The sequence below is a fragment of the Acidovorax sp. LjRoot194 genome, from assembly GCF_964253015.1.
Taxonomy (GTDB): Bacteria; Pseudomonadota; Gammaproteobacteria; order Burkholderiales; family Burkholderiaceae_C; genus Acidovorax.
Genome location: NZ_CAXUQB020000001.1, coordinates 5,365,547 through 5,385,000 on the forward strand (window position 1 = coordinate 5,365,547; position 19,454 = coordinate 5,385,000).

14 protein-coding genes and 2 rRNA genes (1 of these 16 cut by a window edge) are annotated in these 19,454 nt (G+C 65.7%); 7 read left to right on the plus strand and 9 right to left on the minus strand.

The features are described 5' to 3' along the window. Window positions 1-126: 126 nt before the first annotated feature. From ACSQ3N_RS24315 to argS, 3 genes are all read right to left on the minus strand, one after another. A complete protein-coding gene (locus ACSQ3N_RS24315) occupies window positions 127-774 on the minus strand; it encodes a thiol:disulfide interchange protein DsbA/DsbL (RefSeq protein ID WP_436147683.1) in 648 nt (215 codons plus the stop codon). A gap of 86 nt (window positions 775-860) precedes the next feature. Then, entirely contained in the window at window positions 861-1,511 is a 651-nt protein-coding gene (locus tag ACSQ3N_RS24320) for an SPOR domain-containing protein (protein ID WP_056420539.1), read from the minus strand. Window positions 1,512-1,520: 9 nt separating this feature from the next. Then, a complete protein-coding gene (gene argS / locus ACSQ3N_RS24325) occupies window positions 1,521-3,230 on the minus strand; it encodes an arginine--tRNA ligase (protein WP_436147684.1) in 1,710 nt (569 codons plus the stop codon). Window positions 3,231-3,616: 386 nt separating this feature from the next. On the opposite strand from argS, the gene ACSQ3N_RS24330 reads away from it, so the two are divergent. Further along, complete coding sequence (locus ACSQ3N_RS24330; protein WP_056420545.1) at window positions 3,617-3,919, plus strand: PsiF family protein; 303 nt, start codon at window positions 3,617-3,619, stop codon at window positions 3,917-3,919. A gap of 108 nt (window positions 3,920-4,027) precedes the next feature. Here the strand turns inward: ACSQ3N_RS24330 and ACSQ3N_RS24335 are convergent, their stop codons facing one another. Then, window positions 4,028-4,474 (minus strand): DUF2214 family protein, encoded by a 447-nt coding sequence (locus ACSQ3N_RS24335; RefSeq protein ID WP_436147685.1) that lies wholly within the window; start codon window positions 4,472-4,474, stop codon window positions 4,028-4,030. Window positions 4,475-4,742: 268 nt separating this feature from the next. Continuing rightward, on the minus strand, window positions 4,743-6,092 hold the full coding sequence (locus ACSQ3N_RS24340) for a dicarboxylate/amino acid:cation symporter (RefSeq protein ID WP_056420548.1): 1,350 nt from the start codon (window positions 6,090-6,092) through the stop codon (window positions 4,743-4,745). A gap of 235 nt (window positions 6,093-6,327) precedes the next feature. Here ACSQ3N_RS24340 and ACSQ3N_RS24345 point away from each other — a divergent pair, with 235 nt between their 5' ends. After that, window positions 6,328-9,024, plus strand: a complete 2,697-nt coding sequence (locus ACSQ3N_RS24345) for a hybrid sensor histidine kinase/response regulator (protein ID WP_436147686.1) — start codon at window positions 6,328-6,330, stop codon at window positions 9,022-9,024. Window positions 9,025-9,361: 337 nt separating this feature from the next. On the opposite strand, the gene ACSQ3N_RS24350 is transcribed toward ACSQ3N_RS24345, so the two are convergent. Both ACSQ3N_RS24350 and ACSQ3N_RS24355 read right to left on the minus strand, forming a co-directional pair. Further along, complete coding sequence (locus tag ACSQ3N_RS24350) at window positions 9,362-10,009, minus strand: LuxR C-terminal-related transcriptional regulator (RefSeq protein ID WP_436147687.1); 648 nt, start codon at window positions 10,007-10,009, stop codon at window positions 9,362-9,364. Between the two features lie 164 nt (window positions 10,010-10,173). Next, complete coding sequence (locus ACSQ3N_RS24355) at window positions 10,174-11,100, minus strand: LysR family transcriptional regulator (RefSeq protein WP_436147688.1); 927 nt, start codon at window positions 11,098-11,100, stop codon at window positions 10,174-10,176. A gap of 311 nt (window positions 11,101-11,411) precedes the next feature. Here ACSQ3N_RS24355 and ACSQ3N_RS24360 point away from each other — a divergent pair, with 311 nt between their 5' ends. The 5 genes from ACSQ3N_RS24360 (at window position 11,412) to ACSQ3N_RS24380 (ending at window position 17,348) form a co-directional block, all read left to right on the plus strand. Continuing rightward, window positions 11,412-13,619, plus strand: a complete 2,208-nt coding sequence (locus ACSQ3N_RS24360; protein WP_436147689.1) for a malate synthase G — start codon at window positions 11,412-11,414, stop codon at window positions 13,617-13,619. A 388-nt stretch (window positions 13,620-14,007) separates the two neighbouring features. Beyond that, complete coding sequence (locus ACSQ3N_RS24365) at window positions 14,008-14,262, plus strand: cysteine-rich CWC family protein (RefSeq protein ID WP_436147690.1); 255 nt, start codon at window positions 14,008-14,010, stop codon at window positions 14,260-14,262. Between the two features lie 66 nt (window positions 14,263-14,328). Continuing rightward, a complete protein-coding gene (locus ACSQ3N_RS24370) occupies window positions 14,329-14,517 on the plus strand; it encodes a 4-oxalocrotonate tautomerase (RefSeq protein WP_007850839.1) in 189 nt (62 codons plus the stop codon). A 299-nt stretch (window positions 14,518-14,816) separates the two neighbouring features. Further along, window positions 14,817-16,301 (plus strand): DHA2 family efflux MFS transporter permease subunit, encoded by a 1,485-nt coding sequence (locus ACSQ3N_RS24375; RefSeq protein ID WP_436147691.1) that lies wholly within the window; start codon window positions 14,817-14,819, stop codon window positions 16,299-16,301. A gap of 279 nt (window positions 16,302-16,580) precedes the next feature. Next, window positions 16,581-17,348 carry a class II glutamine amidotransferase gene (locus ACSQ3N_RS24380; protein WP_436147692.1) on the plus strand — a complete coding sequence of 256 codons (768 nt, stop codon included), beginning with the start codon at window positions 16,581-16,583 and terminating at the stop codon, window positions 17,346-17,348. Between the two features lie 196 nt (window positions 17,349-17,544). On the opposite strand, the gene rrf is transcribed toward ACSQ3N_RS24380, so the two are convergent. Both rrf and ACSQ3N_RS24390 read right to left on the minus strand, forming a co-directional pair. Further along, a 5S ribosomal RNA gene (rrf, locus tag ACSQ3N_RS24385) occupies window positions 17,545-17,657 on the minus strand. A gap of 159 nt (window positions 17,658-17,816) precedes the next feature. Then, a 23S ribosomal RNA gene (locus tag ACSQ3N_RS24390) occupies window positions 17,817-19,454 on the minus strand (it continues 1,241 nt past the right edge of the window).

A 19,454-nucleotide genomic window follows, 5' to 3' on the forward strand; every position in this document is an offset into this window, starting at 1 on the left:
GCACGCTTCCACGCGCGTGGGGTCTCTGGCCCCAAGCAGTCGCTTCCTCGGGTCGGGACGGCAATGAAAAAAGCCCGCATCAGCGGGCTTTTTCGCAGGGCATGCCGGGCCCCAGGCGGCTCGGGCTTACTTCTGCTTGGTCAGGAACTCCACCACTTGCAGCACGTTCTGCATGTTGCCGGCCATGGTGCCGTCGGTGTAGTACTTGCCGGCCACGCCCATCGAGGGCACGCCTTCGACGCCGTAAGCGTCTTGCAGCTGCGATGCGCGGCGCACCTGGTTCGACACGGTGAAGGAGCTGTAGACCTCCTTGAACTTGGCGGCGTCCACGCCCTGCTGGGTCACCCAGGCCAGGATCTCGTCGTCCTTGGCGAGCTTGGCTTTCTCCACATGGATGGCGCGGAACACCTTGGCGTGCAGGGCTTCGAGCTTGCCCATGCCTTCCAGCGCGTAGAACAGCTTTTGCTGCGGCACGAAGCTGGCGTTGAACGCCACGGGCACGCGGCGGATGGACAAATCCTTGGGCGCGGCCTTGACCCAGGCGTCGAGCGTGGGTTCGAACGCGTTGCAGTGGGGGCAGCTGTACCAGAAGAACTCGATCACATCGACCTTGCCGGCGGGCGCGTCGGGCGTCACGGGCTTGTCCAGCCGCTTGTAGTCCTTGCCCTCCTTGAACTGGCGGGCCTGGGCCAGCGCGGGCGTGGCGACGGGCAGCGTCAGGGCGGTGGCGGCGACTGCCGAAGCAGTGGACAAAGAAAACTCACGGCGTTTCATGACAAAGACTCTCCTAGTTCAGGTCTGGGGGATGGGAGCCGCGCCCCCGGAAAAAGTTCAGCCCGCGCAGTCCGCAGGCCCGCCGTTCAACGCTGCACGCGCACCAAGGCCGACTCCACGCCCGTGCCGTCCAGCTTTTCCTTGAGCTGCTCGGCGTCGTCGCGCTTGGCAAACGGACCCACGCGCACCCGGAAGACCGGCCGGCCGTTCTGCTCGCGTTCGCTCACCCGGGCTTCCCAGCCCAGCATGGCCAGCTTGGCGCGCTGGGCGTCGGCATCGGCCTGGGTGCGGAAGGCACCGGCCTGCACGAAGTAGTCAAACGGGTCCACATTGCCCTTGGCAGCAGCCTTGGCCACGGCCAGGTCGCCCAGCGGGTCGGCGCCGGGCTTGCTCTCGGCCTTGGCGGCCTCGGGCTTGCTGGCGGCCGGCTTGGGTGCGGAGGCCGCAGCCCGCACATCCGGCGCCGGCGCCGCGGCGGCGGGCGCCGACGCGGGGGCAGAAGCCGCGGCCACCGGGGGGCGGGCCGGGTTCTTGCCGTACAGCGGCGAGTTCGGGTCCCAGTTCTTGTTCTTTTGCGACTCGGCCGCGTCCAGGTCGACACCGCGGCCATTGCTTTTGTTCAGGAAGGGTACCGGCACCTTGGTCACGAACACGGCCACCGCCAATGCGGCGCCCAGGCCCACGATGACCCCCACGATGAAGCCGATGATCGTCCCGCCCGTCTGTTGTTTCTTCATAGTGACTGCTTACATTCTGGCTGGAGCCGATACGCCCAGCACGGCCAGGCCATTGTGCAATACCTGTGCGGTGGCCGCGACCAGCGCCAGGCGGGCCTTCTTCACGGCCTCGTCGTCGACCAGGATGCGCTCGGCATCGTAGTAGCTGTGGTAGCTGGCGGCCAGGTCGCGCAGGTAGAAGGTGACGTCGTGCGGCGCCTCGCCGTCGGCGGCGGCCGTGAGCATCTCGGGGTACTTGGCCAGCTGCAGCATCAGCGCCTGGGCCTGCGGGCCCTGCAGCGCCGACAGGTCGACACCGTGCAGGGACGCCACGTCACCACCGCCGGCCTCTTGCCAGGCCCGCAGCACCGACTGGATGCGCGCGTGGGCGTACTGCACGTAGTACACCGGGTTGTCGTTGTTCTGCGCGACGGCCAGGTCCACGTCGAAGGTGTACTCGGTGTCGGGTTTGCGGCTCAAGAGGAAGAAGCGCACCGCGTCCTTGCTGGTCCACTCAATCAGGTCGCGCAGCGTGACGTAGCTGCCCGCGCGCTTGCTGATCTTGACCTCTTCGCCGCCCTTGACCACGCGCACCATGGTGTGCAGCACGTAGTCGGGGTAGCCCTGTGGAATGCCCACATCGGCCGCCTGCAGCCCGGCGCGCACGCGGGCGATGGTGCCGTGGTGGTCGGTGCCCTGGATGTTGACGACCTTGGTGAAGCCGCGCTCCCACTTGGCGATGTGGTAGGCCACGTCGGGCACGAAGTAGGTGTACGTGCCGTCCTTCTTGCGCATGACCCGGTCCTTGTCATCGCCGTAGTCCGTGCTTTTGAGCCACAGCGCACCGTCCTGCTCGTAGGTCTTGCCGTTGGCGATGAGCTTGTTCACCGTGGCGTCCACGCGGCCGCTGGTGTACAGGCTCGACTCCAGGTAGTACTCGTCGAACTTCAGGTTGAAGGCCTGCAGGTCCTTGTCCTGCTCGTTGCGCAGGTAGGCCACGGCGAACTGGCGGATGGATTCCACATCATCCACGTCGCCGCTGGCGGTGAACTCGCGGTCGTCGGCCTTGACGGTCTTCCTGGCGAGGAAGTCATTGGCGATCTCCTGGATGTACTCGCCGTTGTAGAACGCCTTGGACGCCGGGTTCTCCGGGTCGGTGGGCCAGCATTCGTCGCCGGGCTTGAAGCCCTTGGCGCGAAGCTGAGTGCTGATGGTCAGCGTGTGGATCTGCACGCCCGCGTCGTTGTAGTAGAACTCGCGGTGCACGTTCCAGCCCTGGGTGCTGAACAGGTTGCAGATCGCGTCGCCCAGGGCCGCCTGGCGGCCGTGGCCCACGTGCAGCGGACCGGTGGGGTTGGCAGAGACGAACTCGACCAGCACCCGCTGGCCGTTGTCCTTTTGGTAGCCAAAGCGCTCGCCGGCGGCCAGCACCTCGCGCACCACCTCCTGCTTGGCGGCGGGCTTCAAGCGGATGTTCAGAAAGCCCGGACCGGCGATCTCGATGGCATCGACCCAGCGGGCGAAGGGCGGCGTGGCCTCCAGCGCCGCCTTGAGCTGCTCGCCCAGCGCGCGCGGGTTGAGCTTGAGCGGCTTGGCCAGCTGCATGGCGGCGGTGCAGGCGAAATCGCCATGCGCGGCCACTTTGGGGGATTCGAAGGCAGCACGCCCCGCAGAGCCAGGCGACAGTTTTTCCAGCTCGCCGGCCAGGGCCGCGAGCAATTCATTTTTTGCAGTGAGCATCGGCGGATTTTACGGGGCGTCCCATGCCGGCTCCCGGCACGCTGTGGCAACGCGCACCATGTGTGCTTTTTTTGCTTCTCGCCAGAGGGCGTACGGGACGGAGGAAGTCTGTGCGGGGAGTGATCGTCAAGACGCCGTGGCGCTGGCTTCGGCGGGGCGACCTCATTGTTGCCCGGGCGGCTGGCATGCGACACCCGCCAGCTCCAGCACACGCTGCGCAGCCGTTCACCAAGCGGTCGCGCCGCAAAAACAACCAATGACCCAGGGGCACGGCGCATAAGCTGCCGAAGGGGTCGGTGCCGCACTGTTTCGCGTTGTAGGCCCGCACGTTCTATGGTGCAATTCCGCCGGGACCCACCTACAACGCATTCACACCAGGAGCTTCCATGAAACAGCTGATTTCCCTGACTGCACTCGGCCTGGCCCTGACCCTGGGCGCCAGCGCCCACGCCGCCGAAGACGCCAAGGCGCCGACCAAGCAGCAATCCAAGATGGCCACCTGCAACGCCGACGAAAAGGCCAAGACGCTCAAGGGCGACGAGCGCAAGGCGTTCATGAAGGAATGCCTGTCTGCCAACAAGCAAGAAAAGCAGCAGACCAAGATGAAGACCTGCAACGCCGACGAAAAAGCCAAGACGCTCAAGGGCGACGAACGCAAGGCCTTCATGAGCGAGTGCCTGAAGGGCTGACACGCCCACCGGCCCGGCGCTTCCGCGCCAGCCGCCCACAAAAAAGCCCGCCCGTGACAGCCACTGGCGGGCTTTGTCGTCTGAACGCGAGCGGTCGGGCAACCGCCCCTACCAGCCCCTCGCCCAGAACACCGCAATCACCGCCACCACGGGCAGTCCGTGCGCCTGCATCATCACCAGGCGGCGCACCTTCTTCACTTCCACCGCATCCGGCAGGGCACCCGTGGCCCGCAGGTTGCGGCGCCAGCGCCGGAACATGATCGACGGCCAGATCGACAGGAGGGCCAGGACCACCACGAGCGTGATCTTGATGTGGAACAGCGGCTGCGACACGTACCAGGACGCGCCTTTGACGCCCCACAGAAGGCGTGCCAGGCCACTGCCGATCATCAGCATGGCGGCCGCGCCGTAGATCGCATCCAGCCGCGCAAGGCGCTCGACGACGGCGGCGTTCATCCATTCGATGCGGCACAAGGCCGCCTGGCTCGACAAAAAGACCACAAAGGTCAGGATGGCCACCAGATGCAGGGCGGCCAGGGTGGCTTCGAGAGTCATGGGGGTTTCCTTGTCATCGCGGCCTCCGTGTGCGGCGCTGTGGGCGCGCTGCTCCACTGGGGAACCGGTTGGCGGCCATTGTGCTTGAGGAAGCTGCCCGTTCACCGCGGGGCACAACCGCCGAAGGCCTTCGACTCCTGCGTCGGCACCCCATGAACAACGCGCTGAACCAGCTTTGCTACGCAGTAGCACCCACGCAAAAAGCGGTGCAGACCCGAAGGCCCGCACCGCTTTTTTTGGGGGATTGAACGGCAGTTCGCCGTGCAGATCAGGCGGGCCTTACGGCAGACGACACCACCGGCGCCACTTCTTCCACCAGGGGGAGAGGCTGGGGCTCGCCGTCCAGCGCGGCGTTCAGGCGGTCATAGTCCAGCGCGTTTTCCCAGCGCGAGACGACCACAGTGGCCACCGCGTTGCCGATGAAGTTGGTGAGCGAGCGGCATTCGGACATGAAACGGTCCACACCCAGGATCAGCGCCATGCCGGCCACGGGCACTTCGGGCACCACGGCCAGCGTGGCGGCCAGCGTGATGAAGCCGGCGCCCGTGACGCCTGCCGCGCCCTTGGACGACAGCATGGCCACGAGCAGCAGCGCCACCTGGTGGCCCAGGGTGAGGTGGGTGTCGGTGGCCTGCGCGATGAACAGCGCGGCCAGCGTCATGTAGATATTGGTGCCGTCCAGGTTGAAGGAGTAACCGGTAGGCACCACCAGGCCGACAACGGACTTCTTGCAGCCGGCGCGCTCCATCTTTTCCATCAGCGACGGCAGGGCCGACTCGGACGACGACGTGCCCAGCACCAGCAGCAGCTCGGCCTTGAGGTACTTGATCAGCTTGAACACCGAGAAGCCGCAGGCGCGAGCCACTGCGCCCAGGATGACGATCACGAACAGCAGCGAAGTGATGTAGAACGTGGCGACCAGCTCGGCCAGGTTGAGCAGCGAGCCCAGGCCGAACTTGCCGATAGTGAAGGCCATGGCACCGAACGCGCCGATGGGGGCGGCCCGCATGACGATGTTGACCACCTTGAACACGGGCACCGTCAGCGATTCAAGAAACGCCTGCACCGGCTTGCCCGCATTGCCCGACAGCGCCAGCGCCACGCCGAAGAGCACGGCCACCAGCAGCACCTGCAGGATGTTGTCGCCCACGAAGGGGCTCACCAGCGTCTTGGGGATGATGTCCATGGCGAAGCCGGTCAGCGTCATGTCGTGGGACTTGGCCACGTAGGTGCTGACTTCCTTCTGGTCCAGGTCGGCCGGGTTGATGTGCATGCCGGCGCCCGGCTGCATCACGTTGGCCACCACCAGGCCCACCACCAGCGCCAGGGTGGAGAAGGTCAGGAAGTACGCCATGGCCTTGCCGAACACGCGGCCCACGGTGGACAGCTGCGACATGCCGGCGATGCCGGTCACGATGGTCAGAAAGATCACCGGCGCGATGATCATCTTGATCAGCTTGATGAACGCGTCGCCCAGCGGCTTGAGTGCCGCGCCGTAGGCCGGCTCGAAGTGGCCCAGCAGTACGCCCAGGATGATGGCGACCACCACCTGGAAGTACAGTTGCCGGTAGAAAGGCAGCCGCACGGGGTGGGCTGTGGGAGCGGTGATGGCTTGCATGGGGATGTCTCCTGAAATCACGGTGACTGCACCAGCGGGGTGCGTCGAGGGTGCCGTTTGTACCGCTGCCCCTCCATTCAGCCGATAACCTATTGGTATTAGTCGGCCGCACCGCCAGAGGGCGCCCCACGCCCCAACATAGGGAAAACACCTAGTCCCCGGCGGGCTCAGGCACACTCGGTGACCCCACCATCGAAGCCCCGGGCCTTCCTCCCGGCACCCTGTTTTCTGCTCCATGACGACGCCGCGCCTTCGTAAATTCTGGACCCTGCTGATCCTGCTCGCCGGCATGGCGGGCAGCATGTTCGTGGCCGGGCAGTGGGCGTGGCAGCACTCGCTGTACGAGGAGAGCGACAACGTGCAGCGGCAGCTGGCGCTGTACGGCCAGACGCTGGCCCAGCGCATCGACCGCTACCGCACCCTGCCCGAGGTGCTGGCGCTGGACGCGCAGCTGCAGGACGCGCTCACCCGCACCATGAGCCCGGCCGAGGTGGAGCAGCTCAACCTCAAGCTCGAGCAGGCCAACGGCGCGAGCCAGTCGTCCACGCTCACCCTGATCAACCGCGAAGGCCTGGCCGTGGCGGCCAGCAACTGGCGCACCGCCACCAGCAACGTGGGCGTGGACTACAGCTTCAGGCCGTATGTACAGGAGGCGCTGGCGCAGGGGCGCGGCAGCTTCTACGGCATCGGGGTGACGACGGGCGAGCCCGGGTACTTTTTGTCGCAGGCCATCCGCGACGCCAGCGGCCAGTTGCTGGGGCTGGTGGCGATCAAGATCGCGCTGCAGGAGCTCGAGCGCGAGTGGCTGCAGACGCCGGACATCGTGCTGGCCTCCGACGCGCACGGCGTGGTGTTCCTGGCCAGCCAGGACGCCTGGCGCTACCGCCTGCTCGAACCCCTGGGCGACGAGGAGCGCCGCGAACTCAACGCCACGCGCCAGTACTCGAACCAGCCGCTGCGCCCGCTGGATTACCGCGTGGACGACCACATGGACAACGGGGGCCGCCTGGTGCGCATGCTGTCGTCCGACCTGCCGCCCCTGCCCGGCCGCGTGCTGTGGCAGACCCAGCCGCTGCCCGGCACGCCCTGGCAGCTGCACCTGGTGCACGAGACGCACAGCAGCATCGCCGACAGCCGCTGGGCCGCCGCGGCCGGTGGCGGCGGCTGGCTGGCGCTGGCCCTGCTGGTGCTGTTCGTGCGCCAGCGGCAACGCCTGGCCCACCTGCGCCAGCGCAGCCGCCAAGAGCTGGAGACCGTCCTGCAGCAGCACGCCCAGGAGCTGCGCACCGCCCAGGACGGCATCGTGCAGGCGGCGCAAGAGGCCGCGCAGCAGACCGACACGGGCCTGTCGCGCAGCCTGGAGCACCTACCCCAGGGCGTGGTCATCATCGACGCCGACCTGAACCTGGTGGCCTGGAACTCGCGCTACGTGCAGCTGTTTCGCTACCCCGCCGACCTGATGCGCGTGGGCCAGCCCATCGAAGACCTTCTGCGCCACAACGCCCGCCGCGGCCTGCTGGGGCCCGGCCCGGCCGACGAGGCGATCGAGCGGCGCCTGTCGCACCTGCGCAGCGGCCTGCCCCATCTGCACGAGAGCGCCAAGGGCGATGGCACGGTGCTCGAGATCCGCGGCAACCCGCTGCCCGAGGGCGGCTTCGTGACGAGCTACGCCGACATCACCAGCTACAAGAACGCCGCGCGCGAGCTGCGGTCCCTCGCCGATGCGCTGGAGCAGCGCGTGGCCGACCGCACGCGCGACCTGGACGCCGCCCGGCGCGAGGCCGAGCGCGCCAACCGCTACAAGACCCGCTTCGTCGCGGCGGCGGTGCACGACCTGCTGCAGCCGCTGAACGCCGCGCGCATGTTCACCTCGCTGCTGCGCAGCCACCTGCACGACGACGCCGAGCGCCGCACGGTGGACAGCATCGACGGTGCGCTCGCGTCGCAGGACGCGATCCTGAGCAGCCTGCTCGACATCTCGCGCATGGAGTCGGGGCAGCTGGACGTGCACATCCACGACGTGGCCCTGGGCCCGCTGCTGCAGGTGCTGGCCCACAACTTCGGCGTGCTGGCCGAGAGCCAGGGCCTGCAGCTCAGCTGCGTGCCCACGCGCGCCGTAGTGCGCACCGATGAAAACCTGCTGCGCCGCATCCTGCAGAACTTCGTCTCCAACGCCATCCGCTACAGCCGGCACGGGCGCATCGTGGTGGGCTGCCGGCGCGTGGGCCACCCCGGCGGAACCCACCTGCGCATCGAGGTGCACGACCAGGGCCCGGGCATCCCCGAGGCGCTGCAGCGCGAGATCTTCGAGGAGTTCCGCCGCCTGGACGAAGGCCGCGCCGACGACCGCGGCGCGGGCCTGGGCCTGGCCATCGTCGAGCGCCTGGGCCGCCTGCTGGGCCACGAGATCGGGCTGCGCTCGCAACTGGGCCGCGGCAGCGTGTTCTGGGTCTGCGTGCCGCTGGGCGACCCCGCCGCCGCCCAGTTGCCCCCCGCCGCACTGGCCACCGTGCAGCAGCAGCCGCAGGAAGACGCCCCGCTGCAAGGCAGCACCGCCTGGGTGATCGAGGACGACGGCCCCACCTGCGCCGCCACGCGCGCCCTGCTGGAGCGCTGGGGCTGCCAGGTGCCCCTGGCCGGCGGCGCCCCCGAAGCCTTGGCGCACGCCGAACGCGGGCAGGCACCGCAGCTGGTGCTGCTGGACGTGCACCTGGGCGCAGGCCACCACGGCCCGGATGTGTACACCCAGCTGTGCGACCGCTGGGGCCAGTCACCCGCCGTGATCCTGGTCACCGCCGAGCGCGACGCCACGCTGCGGCGGCAGGCTGCGGAGCGGGGATGGGGCTTTCTGGCCAAGCCAGTGCGGGCACCGGCGCTGCGGGCGTTGGTGAGTCAGACGTTGCTCAGGCTGCGGGAGAAGAGGGAGTCGTAGCAGGGGGACGTGCGCCGGGTGGCCGCTCTGCGCTGCCGCGCTGGCGGGCCATGCAGTATTTGCAAACTGCAGGCCTGGGAGTGGGGATGGATCGGGCTGTGCGCCCTGGGCTGCGGCCCCCTCTCCCCTGACCCTCTCCCGCGAGGGGAGAGGGGGTTGTGGTGCGCTATCGAGCATTGGTGGGAAGCATGCCTCGCAAGGCCTTGGAACACTCGCCACACCAGGGCGCGACTCAGTCAACCACCACCGCCCTTGCCTTCACTCCCTCTCCCCTCGCGGGAGAGGGCCGGGGAGAGGGGGCCCCGCACAAGCACCACCACTCAACAACGCCCCCACCTCACCCCACCCCGCCCTCATCCGCCTCCAAACTCTTGACCAGCACCGCCGCCTGCGTGCGGCTGTAGCACGCCAGCTTCTTCAGGATGGCCGTGACGTGCACCTTCACCGTGTTTTCCGCCAGGCCCAGCGCAGCGGCGATCTGTTTGTTGAGCAGCCCGTCCGCCAGGCACAGCAGCACCCGGAACTGCTGCGGCGTGAGCTGCGCGAGCCGTGCGGCCAACTCTGCGTCGGCCTCGGAGCGTTCGGCCGCCATGGGGGGGAACCAGCTGCCGCCGTCGAGCACGGCCTCGATGGCCTCGCCCATGGCTTCGGCGGGTGCGGACTTGGGGATGAACCCTGCAGCGCCGAACTGCTGGGCGCGGCGGATGACGCGCGGGTGGTCGTTGGACGAGATGATCACCACCGGCACCTCTGGGTATTCGCCGCGCACATGCAGCAGCGACGAGAAGCCGCGGGCGCCGGGCATGCTCAGGTCCAGCAGCACCAGCTCGACCTCGGGGTGCTCCTGCAGCGCGGTGCCCAGCGTGGCCGCGCTGGCCGCCTCCAGCGTGCGGAACTGCGGCAGGCGCTCGCGCAGCACGTGCAGCACGGCCGCGCGGAACAGGGGGTGGTCGTCAGCGACGAGGAGCGTGGGCTCGGAGGACATGGAGTGCGCAGTCTGCCACGGGGCGGTCCATCAGCGCCACACGCCGCTGCGGAAGCGGGCCACACGATGGGGCGCGCACCGATGAGCACTGGCGTGGAGCCGGCTTTGTGGAGCCACCACCGACGTATCCCTCCGGCGAAAGGCACGAAGCGAATCAGGGGGAGTCATTCGCCTTTCCAGAACGCAGGTTGCGCGTACTGGTGTTTCAGGAAGTCGATCCAAAGCCGCACGCGCAGTGGCAGGTGCTTGCGCTGGGGGAACACCACGTAGATGCCGTTGGGCGGCGCGGCGAAGTCCTCCAGTACCGCGACTAGGCGGCCCGCAGCGATCTCGGCCTCGACCTCCCAGGTGCTGCGCCACGCGATGCCCCAGCCGCCCAGGCACCAGTCGTGCAGCACCTGGCCGTCGGAGCAGTCGAGCGGCCCGCCGGGCTTGAGGTGCATGACCTCGGTGCCACCATCGTCACCCAGAGGCACGCGAAACGCCCAGCCGCGCGTCTGCGAGGCGTCGCTCGACAGCGTGAGGCAGTCGTGCTGCACCAGTTCGGCCGGCGCGCGCGGGGTGCCGCGCCGCGCCAGGTATTCCGGCGTGGCCACGCACAGGCGGCGGTTGTCGGCGATGCGCACGCTCACGAGCGACGAGTCGGGCAGGTCGCCCACGCGCACGGCGCAGTCGAAACCCTCGCCGGCCAGGTCCACCACACGGTCGCTGAGGTTCAGCGAGATGGTCACGTCCGGGTGCGCCGAGCGAAAACGCGGCACCAGCGGCGCGACGTGGCGGCGGCCAAAGCCCGCGGGCGCGGTGATGCGCAGGTGGCCCGTGGCCTTGACCCCGCCTTCGGACACGCTGGCCTCGGCATTGGCCACGTCGGACAGCAGGCGCTGGCAGTCCTCCAGAAACGCGCTGCCTTCGTGCGTGAGGCTGATGCGGCGGGTGGTGCGCACCAGGAGCTTGACGCCCAGGTGCTCTTCGAGCGCGTCGAGCCGCCGCCCCATGATGGCGGGCGCCACGCCCTCGGCCTTGGCCGCTGCCGTGAGGCTGCCGCGCGTGGCCACCGAGACAAAGGATTCGAAGGCCTTGAGTTTGTCCATGGGCGGTGATTATGGGGACAACGGGCGCGCGCCCTCCCGGGTGTCGGCAGGAGGATCTGGGCCGGAAATATGACCGAAAGAGGCCCCTGTCGCTTACCTATCCAGCGCTGGCAGCTATTATTTTTATAGTAATTGCGCGCTCTGCACCCGGGTGAACAAGCTCTCCACCTTTGCGTAAAAGTCACTGGTTTCCAGCTTTTCTGCATATTTATGTGGGCAAACATTTGCAATACAGTGTGCCCATGGCCCGCGCTGCGGGCGGCTCCGTTTTTTTTGTTCCTCCCATTTCATCCATCCTTCAAGGCTCTCCCATGACCGACCGCACCACCGTCCACGGCCTGCAAGTGGCCACCTCCCTGTACCGCTTTGTCGACGACAAGGTGCTGCCCGGCACGGGTGTCGATGCCGGCGCGTTCTGGAAGGGTTTTGACGCCATCGTGGCCGACCTGGCCCCGCGCAACATCGCCCTGCTGGCCGAGCGCGACCGCCTGCAGACCGAGCTCGACACCTGGCACAAGGCCAACCCCGGCCCCATCAAGGACATGGTGGCCTACCGCGGATTCCTGGAAAAGATCGGCTACCTGGTGCCCCAGCCCGCCGACGTGAAGGCCACCACGGCCAACGTGGACGACGAACTGGCCACCCAGGCCGGCCCGCAACTGGTGGTACCCATCCTGAACGCTCGCTATGCATTGAACGCCGCCAACGCCCGCTGGGGCAGCCTGTACGACGCGCTGTACGGCACGGACGCCATCAGTGAAGAAGGCGGTGCCGAAAAGGGCAAGGGCTACAACCCGGTGCGCGGCGCCAAGGTGATCGCGTTCGCGCGCCAGGTGCTGGACGACACGGCGCCCCTGGCCAGCGGCTCGCACAAGGATTCGACCGGCTACAAGGTCGAAGGCGGCCAGCTGGTGGTGTCTCTTGCCAACGGCAGCACCACGGGCCTCAAGGACCCATCGCAGTTCAAGGGCTACCAGGGCGATGCCGCTGCGCCCAAGTCGGTGCTGCTGCAGCACAACGGCCTGCACCTCGATATCCAGATCGACCGCGCAACGCCCATCGGCCAGACCGATGCCGCGGGCGTGAGCGACCTGGTGCTGGAAGCGGCCCTGTCCACCATCCTGGACCTGGAAGACTCCGTGGCCGCCGTGGACGCCGAAGACAAGGTGCTGGGCTACAGCAACTGGCTGGGCATCATCCAGGCCACGCTGACCGAGCAGGTCGCCAAGGGCGGCAAGACCATCACGCGCGGGCTGAACCCCGACCGCGTCTACACCGCCCCGGCTGGTGGCGAAGTGCGCCTGCATGGCCGCTCGCTCATGTTCCTGCGCAACGTAGGCCACCTGATGACGAACCCGGCCATCCTGTGGACCGACGCGCAGGGCCAGGTGCGCGAGATCCCTGAAGGCATCATGGACGCGGTGGTCACCACGGCGATTGCACTGCATGACCTGCAAGGGCACGGCAAAGACGGCATCCGCAACTCCCGCAAGGGCAGCGTCTACATCGTCAAGCCCAAGATGCACGGTCCCGCCGAAGTGGGCTTTGCGAGCGACCTGTTCGGCCGCGTGGAGCAGCTGCTGGGCCTGCCCGCCAACACCGTGAAGCTGGGCATCATGGACGAGGAGCGCCGCACGTCCGTCAACCTGAAGGCCTGCATCGCCGCTGCATCGGCCCGCGTGGCCTTCATCAACACCGGCTTCCTGGACCGCACTGGCGACGAGATGCACACCGCCATGCACGCCGGCCCCATGGTGCGCAAGGGCGACATGAAGACCAGCGCCTGGATCCAGTCGTACGAGAAGAACAACGTGCTCGTGGGCCTGTCGTGCGGCCTGCGCGGCAAGGCGCAGATCGGCAAGGGCATGTGGGCCATGCCCGACCTGATGGCCGAAATGCTCAAGCAAAAGATCGCCCACCCCAAGGCCGGCGCCAACACCGCCTGGGTGCCCAGCCCGACGGGCGCCACCCTGCACGCGCTGCACTACCACCAGGTCAAGGTGAGCGACATCCAGATCGAGCTGGAAAAGACCGACGCCAACGCCGAGCGCGACAACCTGCTGACCGGCCTGCTGACTGTGCCCGTGGCTGCCGCCCCGAACTGGAGCGACGCCGAGAAGCAGCAGGAGCTGGACAACAACGCCCAGGGCATCCTGGGCTACGTGGTGCGCTGGGTGGACCAGGGCGTGGGCTGCTCCAAGGTGCCCGACATCCACAACGTGGGCTTGATGGAAGACCGCGCCACGCTGCGCATCAGCAGCCAGCACATGGCCAACTGGCTGCTGCACGGCGTGGTGACCGAAGCGCAGGTGCGCGAGACCTTCGAGCGCATGGCGGCGGTGGTGGACGGCCAGAATTCGGGCGACGCGCTGTACCAGCCGATGGCGGGCCACTTCGACACCAGCATGGCGTACAAGGCGGCTTGCGACCTGGTCTTCCAGGGCCAGGCGCAGCCCAGCGGCTACACCGAGCCCCTGCTGCACGCCTGGCGCCTGAAGCTGAAGGCCGCGCAGGCCTGATGAGTGGGCGGGCGTGACGGCCTCCCCGAGGCAGCTGCCCCCTCTGCAGGCTGGCTGAACTGGGAAGGCTGTACTGATCGGTACTGATCTGTGCTGATCCGATGCGTGCAATCGGCTGCTGACACACCGCAGCCCGGCGCTACAAAAAATATAGCTTCTAGCGCTTGCCCATCAAGCGATAGCGGCTATTTTTGCTCGAAACCGCCGCCGTGCGAACGCGCACAAGGCACGCGGCGGGGTTGGCAGGCAGCGAGAACGGGTCATGCGCGCCGCCCGCTGCGCCCGCGCCAGATGCGGTCGCCGGGATAACCCGCGGCGGGCACACAGCGGGCACCCGCCGTACACTGGCCAGCGGGCGCCGCCCCACAGGCGGCCCACCCGCGCTGCCATGCCCCACCCCTCGGACCCCGACACCTCCCACTGCCCCTTGTGCGGCCAGCCCAACGGCTGCGCCATCGCGGCGGGGCGCGCGCCCGAGAGCTGCTGGTGCATGGCCCAGACCATCGACCGTGCCGCGTTGGCCCGTGTGCCTGCCGATCAACGCGGCGTGGCTTGCATCTGCCCGGCTTGCGGCGCGCCCGCGGTGGCCGATGCTGCAGCTGCTCCCGGAGCTCCCGGGGTGTCACCCAGCCCGCCGATATGATTTGGCGCTTGTCGCTGCTCATCGTTGAACAGCAGTTCTTCTTTTAATGCCTACAAGGAATCAGATATGCCGACGTACCACGTTGAAATGATGGAAGGCCGCACGGTCGAACAAAAGCGCAAGCTGGTGGAAGAGATCACCCGCGTCTCTGTGGAAGTGCTGGGCGGCTCGCCCGAGTCGGTGGACATTCTGATCACCGACATCAAGCGCGAGAACTGGGCCACGGGCGGCAAGCTCTGGTCCGAGCGGACCTGACATGACACCATCCGGCTGCGTTGGCAGCTGGGTCGCATCCATGGCGGGACGGGCGGCAACGCTCCACCGACCGGGGCGGGGGCAGCCTGACGGCGCGGTGCCCCATCGGCGCATCTGCGTGCTCCGGTCGGCTTGCACACACCGTGGCCTGGGCCGGGCCTGGGGTAGCGGCGTCTGCGGTGATGGCCGCCCGCGCAGCACCATGGGCAGGGTGACCGCATCACCAGCCCGATCTTAGCGTTCAAACGCCGCCCGCCCATCCGCCGTCGCGCCACCGACCCCATCGCACCGAACAGCCCATGAACACCTCCCAGACCTCCGGTTCCCTGGCCGTACTGCGCGAGCGCTACGGAGAGCGCTACCGCTGGCTGCTGCTGCTGTCCGTCATGGTGGGCACGATGGCGTCGATCATGTCGTCCACCATCGTGAACGTGGCCATCCCAGACATGAGCCATTACTTCGCCCTGGGCCAGGAGCGGGCGCAGTGGGTGACATCGGGGTTCATGGTGGCGACCACGGTCTCCATGCTCACCACGCCGTGGCTGCTGTCGCGCTACGGTTACCGCGCGACCTATGTGGGCGCGATGCTGCTGCTGCTCGCCGGCGGCATCGGCGGAGGCCTGGCCCGCGACTTCGGGTTGGTGCTGGTCGCCCGCGTGGCAGAAGGCCTGGCGGCGGGTGTGGTGCAGCCCATCCCGGCCGTCATCATCCTGTATGCCTTCAAGCCGCATGAACAGGGCCGCGCGAGTGGCATCTTCGGTATGGGCGTGGTGCTGGCTCCGGCGATCGGCCCCAGCATCGGCGGGCTGCTGGTGGACTGGTTCGGCTGGCGCTCCATCTTCTTCATGGTGGTGCCGCTGTGCCTGGCGTCCATCGCGCTGGCGTACAAGTTCGTGCCTGTCACAGCACCGGGCGGGGTCGAGGCGAACCGGCAGGGCCAGGCGCTGGACTGGCGCGGCCTGCTGCTGGGCACCGTGGGCACGCTGTGCCTGCTCAACGGGCTGGTGTCGCTGCACGGAGGCTCTGCCGCCGAGGCCGGTGCGCTGCTGGTGGTCGCCGCGGTGTCGGTCGCCCTCTTCATCGCTTGGCAACGCCGCCAACTGCAGCAGGGTCGCAAGCCGTTGATGGACCTGCGCTTGTTTCAGTACCGCCAGTTCGCCATGGGCAGCGTGGTGGCGTTCATCTACGGGACCGCGCTTTTCGGCTCGACCTATCTGTTGCCTGTGTTCATGCAACTGGGCCTGGAGCTGTCGGCCTCGCATGTCGGCACCCTGATGCTGCCCGCAGGCTTTGTGCTGGCCGCCACCATTGCCGTGGTGGGCCGCCTGGCCGACCGGCAGCCCACCAACCTGCTGGTGAGCATCGGCCTGGCGCTGTTGGCCCTGTCGTTCGGGCTGATGGTGTTCGTGGGCCTGGGGGTGTCGCTGTGGATCCTGGTGGCGCTGGCCATTCTGGGACGTATCGGCCTGGGGTTCATCCTGCCGTCGCTCAACCTGGGGTCCATGCGCCCCCTGGACAAGTCACTCATTTCGCAAGGCTCCAGCACCATCGGATTTCTGCGCATGCTGGGCGGCGCTGCAGGTGTGAGCCTGTGCGGCATCGTGCTGGAATGGCGGCTGGGTGCTCATGGCGTGGCACTGGCAGTGGGGGCCAGCAATCCCGCACGGATCGCAGCATTTGGAGAAACGTTTTTGATGCTGACTGTGTTGTGCGGGCTGGCCTTGCTGGCCGCCTGGCAGTTGAAGGAAGCGCCAGCGAAGCCGGAGTCTGCGGGCACGACCTGAATGTGGCCGGTGCCGTGCCGGTGCGTTGGCGGGAGTCCGGGAAAGTCCATGACTGTCGGCGCAAGGCGCCCGGCTGCATCGCGTATGCTGGGCTGAAAGCACAGCGCAGATGTTTCTTCTGCTTGTGCGCGCCGCCGTCGCGGTCCGGGCGTACATCTCGGGGCTATAAATGGGGTGCTGCGCAGGCAAGGCCGACGTCGCCTCGGCAGGCGGCTCTCAAGTCACCCCAGGCCAGCGCACCACAATTTCACGAAACATTGCCGAAATGGAAATCAAGTCATGTGCCAATTGCTCGGCATGAACTGCAACGTCCCCACCGACGTGACCTTCAGCTTCACGGGATTCGCACAGCGCGGCGGCAAGACCGACCACCACAGTGATGGTTGGGGCATCGCGTTCTTTGAAGACAAGGGCCTGCGGCATTTTGTCGACCACCTGCCCGCTGTGGACTCGCCGGTGGCCGAGCTGATCCGGCGCTACCCCATCAAAAGCCGCAACGTCATCGCCCACATCCGCAAGGCCACACAGGGCGTGGTCAGCCTGCAGAACTGCCACCCTTTTGTGCGCGAGCTGTGGGGCCGCTACTGGGTGTTTGCCCACAACGGAGATCTCAAGGATTTCCGCCCGCGTCTGCATTCGCACTTTCGCCCCGTGGGAGATACCGACAGCGAACACGCGTTCTGCTGGATCATGCAGGAACTGGCCAAGTCACACGCCAGTGTTCCGTCTGTGCGGGAACTGACGCTCACGTTGAAAGAGCTGGCGGCGAATGTCAGCCCGCACGGCACGTTCAACTTTCTGCTGTCCAACGGCCAGGCGCTGTGGAGCCATGCGTCGACCAGTCTCTACTACATAGAGCGCCGGCACCCGTTCGGGGAGGCCCAGCTCAGTGACGAGGATGTCCGGCTGGATTTCTCGCGGGAGACTGACGCGAAGGATGAAGTGGCGGTGATCGTGACGAGTCCGCTGACGACGAACGAAGAATGGACAGCCTTCAGCAAGGATGAGCTGCTGGTCTTCGAGCAAGGTAGAAGGCTGTCGATCTAATCCTGGGCCAGAGGTTGTAATGCTCACCAGCCACGGGTTAGGAGGGCAAAGCGGCTTGGCGGCTGACGGTAGCTTGGCGGCGAAACCGTCCAATAACTCACCAGAACATCGATCGGCTCCAATCAATTCCCATCTTTGGATCGCCCAAAGCAAAAAACCCCAGTCATGACTGACTGGGGTTTTCTGGGCTGTAAGAGCCTGACGATGACCTACTTTCACACGGGAACCCGCACTATCATCGGCGCAAAGTCGTTTCACTGTCCTGTTCGGGATGGGAAGGAGTGGTACCAACTTGCTATGGTCATCAGGCATAAAGGGTTGCCATACTGAACGTCACGTTTGGAGTTCAGTACAACGAATTCATAGAGTTAAATCAGCTTTTGGTGTTTTGACTGCGTCAACTTGGCATAACAATCTTTGAGCTTGGCACACATTCATTTCTGGATGCATGTTGGCTATCAAAGTTATAGGGTCAAGCCGCACGAGCAATTAGTATCAGTTAGCTTAACGCATTACTGCGCTTCCACACCTGACCTATCAACGTCCTGGTCTTGAACGACTCTTTAGGGGGCTCAAGGCCCCGGCAGATCTCATCTTGAAACGAGTTTCCCGCTTAGATGCTTTCAGCGGTTATCTCTTCCACACTTAGCTACTCGGCAATGCCACTGGCGTGACAACCGATACACCAGAGGTGTGTCCACTCCGGTCCTCTCGTACTAGGAGCAGGCTTCCTCAAATCTGCAGCGCCCACGGAAGATAGGGACCAAACTGTCTCACGACGTTTTAAACCCAGCTCACGTACCTCTTTAAATGGCGAACAGCCATACCCTTGGGACCGGCTACAGCCCCAGGATGAGATGAGCCGACATCGAGGTGCCAAACACCGCCGTCGATATGAACTCTTGGGCGGTATCAGCCTGTTATCCCCAGAGTACCTTTTATCCGTTGAGCGATGGCCCTTCCATACAGAACCACCGGATCACTATGTCCTGCTTTCGCATCTGCTCGACTTGTCAGTCTCGCAGTTAAGCACGCTTATGCCATTGCACTATCGTCACGATGTCCGACCGTAACTAGCGTACCTTCGAACTCCTCCGTTACGCTTTGGGAGGAGACCGCCCCAGTCAAACTGCCTACCATGCACTGTCCCCGATCCAGATAATGGACCTAGGTTAGAACCTCAAACACACCAGGGTGGTATTTCAACGTTGGCTCCATGACATCTAGCGACGCCACTTCAAAGCCTCCCACCTATCCTACACAGATCTGTTCAAAGTCCAATACAAAGCTACAGTAAAGGTTCATGGGGTCTTTCCGTCTTTCCGCGGGGAGATTGCATCATCACAAACATTTCAACTTCGCTGAGTCTCAGGAGGAGACAGTGTGGCCATCGTTACGCCATTCGTGCAGGTCGGAACTTACCCGACAAGGAATTTCGCTACCTTAGGACCGTTATAGTTACGGCCGCCGTTTACTGGGACTTCAATCAAGAGCTTGCACCCCATCATTTAATCTTCCAGCACCGGGCAGGCGTCACACCCTATACGTCCACTTTCGTGTTTGCAGAGTGCTGTGTTTTTATTAAACAGTCGCAGCCACCGATTTTTTGCAACCCCGTTGGGCTCGCCTTGTACAGGTTCACCTACTTGGGGCATACCTTCTCCCGAAGTTACGGTATCAATTTGCCGAGTTCCTTCTCCTGAGTTCTCTCAAGCGCCTTAGAATACTCATCTCGCGCACCAGTGTCGGTTTGCGGTACGGTCGTCAATAGCTGAAGCTTAGTGGCTTTTCCTGGAAGCAGGGTATCACTCACTTCGTCTGCAAGCAGACTCGTTATCACCCCTCATCTAAGCCCGGCGGATTTGCCTACCAGGCACGACTACAGGCTTGAACCAACATATCCAACAGTTGGCTGAGCTAACCTTCTCCGTCCCCACATCGCACTATTGATCGGTACAGGAATATTGACCTGTTTCCCATCAGCTACGCATCTCTGCCTCGCCTTAGGGGCCGACTCACTCTACGCCGATGAACGTTGCGTAGAAAACCTTGCGCTTACGGCGAGGGGGCTTTTCACCCCCTTTAACGCTACTCATGTCAGCATTC

What these genes read in the sequence shown, in the direction of transcription:
- ACSQ3N_RS24315 (WP_436147683.1), bottom strand. Translation starts at nt 774, where the DNA reads ATGAAACGCCGTGAGTTTTCTTTGTCCACTGCTTCGGCAGTCGCCGCC.
- ACSQ3N_RS24320 (WP_056420539.1), bottom strand. Translation starts at nt 1,511, where the DNA reads ATGAAGAAACAACAGACGGGCGGGACGATCATCGGCTTCATCGTGGGG.
- argS (WP_436147684.1), bottom strand. Translation starts at nt 3,230, where the DNA reads ATGCTCACTGCAAAAAATGAATTGCTCGCGGCCCTGGCCGGCGAGCTG.
- ACSQ3N_RS24330 (WP_056420545.1), top strand. Translation starts at nt 3,617, where the DNA reads ATGAAACAGCTGATTTCCCTGACTGCACTCGGCCTGGCCCTGACCCTG.
- ACSQ3N_RS24335 (WP_436147685.1), bottom strand. Translation starts at nt 4,474, where the DNA reads ATGACTCTCGAAGCCACCCTGGCCGCCCTGCATCTGGTGGCCATCCTG.
- ACSQ3N_RS24340 (WP_056420548.1), bottom strand. Translation starts at nt 6,092, where the DNA reads ATGCAAGCCATCACCGCTCCCACAGCCCACCCCGTGCGGCTGCCTTTC.
- ACSQ3N_RS24345 (WP_436147686.1), top strand. Translation starts at nt 6,328, where the DNA reads ATGACGACGCCGCGCCTTCGTAAATTCTGGACCCTGCTGATCCTGCTC.
- ACSQ3N_RS24350 (WP_436147687.1), bottom strand. Translation starts at nt 10,009, where the DNA reads ATGTCCTCCGAGCCCACGCTCCTCGTCGCTGACGACCACCCCCTGTTC.
- ACSQ3N_RS24355 (WP_436147688.1), bottom strand. Translation starts at nt 11,100, where the DNA reads ATGGACAAACTCAAGGCCTTCGAATCCTTTGTCTCGGTGGCCACGCGC.
- ACSQ3N_RS24360 (WP_436147689.1), top strand. Translation starts at nt 11,412, where the DNA reads ATGACCGACCGCACCACCGTCCACGGCCTGCAAGTGGCCACCTCCCTG.
- ACSQ3N_RS24365 (WP_436147690.1), top strand. Translation starts at nt 14,008, where the DNA reads ATGCCCCACCCCTCGGACCCCGACACCTCCCACTGCCCCTTGTGCGGC.
- ACSQ3N_RS24370 (WP_007850839.1), top strand. Translation starts at nt 14,329, where the DNA reads ATGCCGACGTACCACGTTGAAATGATGGAAGGCCGCACGGTCGAACAA.
- ACSQ3N_RS24375 (WP_436147691.1), top strand. Translation starts at nt 14,817, where the DNA reads ATGAACACCTCCCAGACCTCCGGTTCCCTGGCCGTACTGCGCGAGCGC.
- ACSQ3N_RS24380 (WP_436147692.1), top strand. Translation starts at nt 16,581, where the DNA reads ATGTGCCAATTGCTCGGCATGAACTGCAACGTCCCCACCGACGTGACC.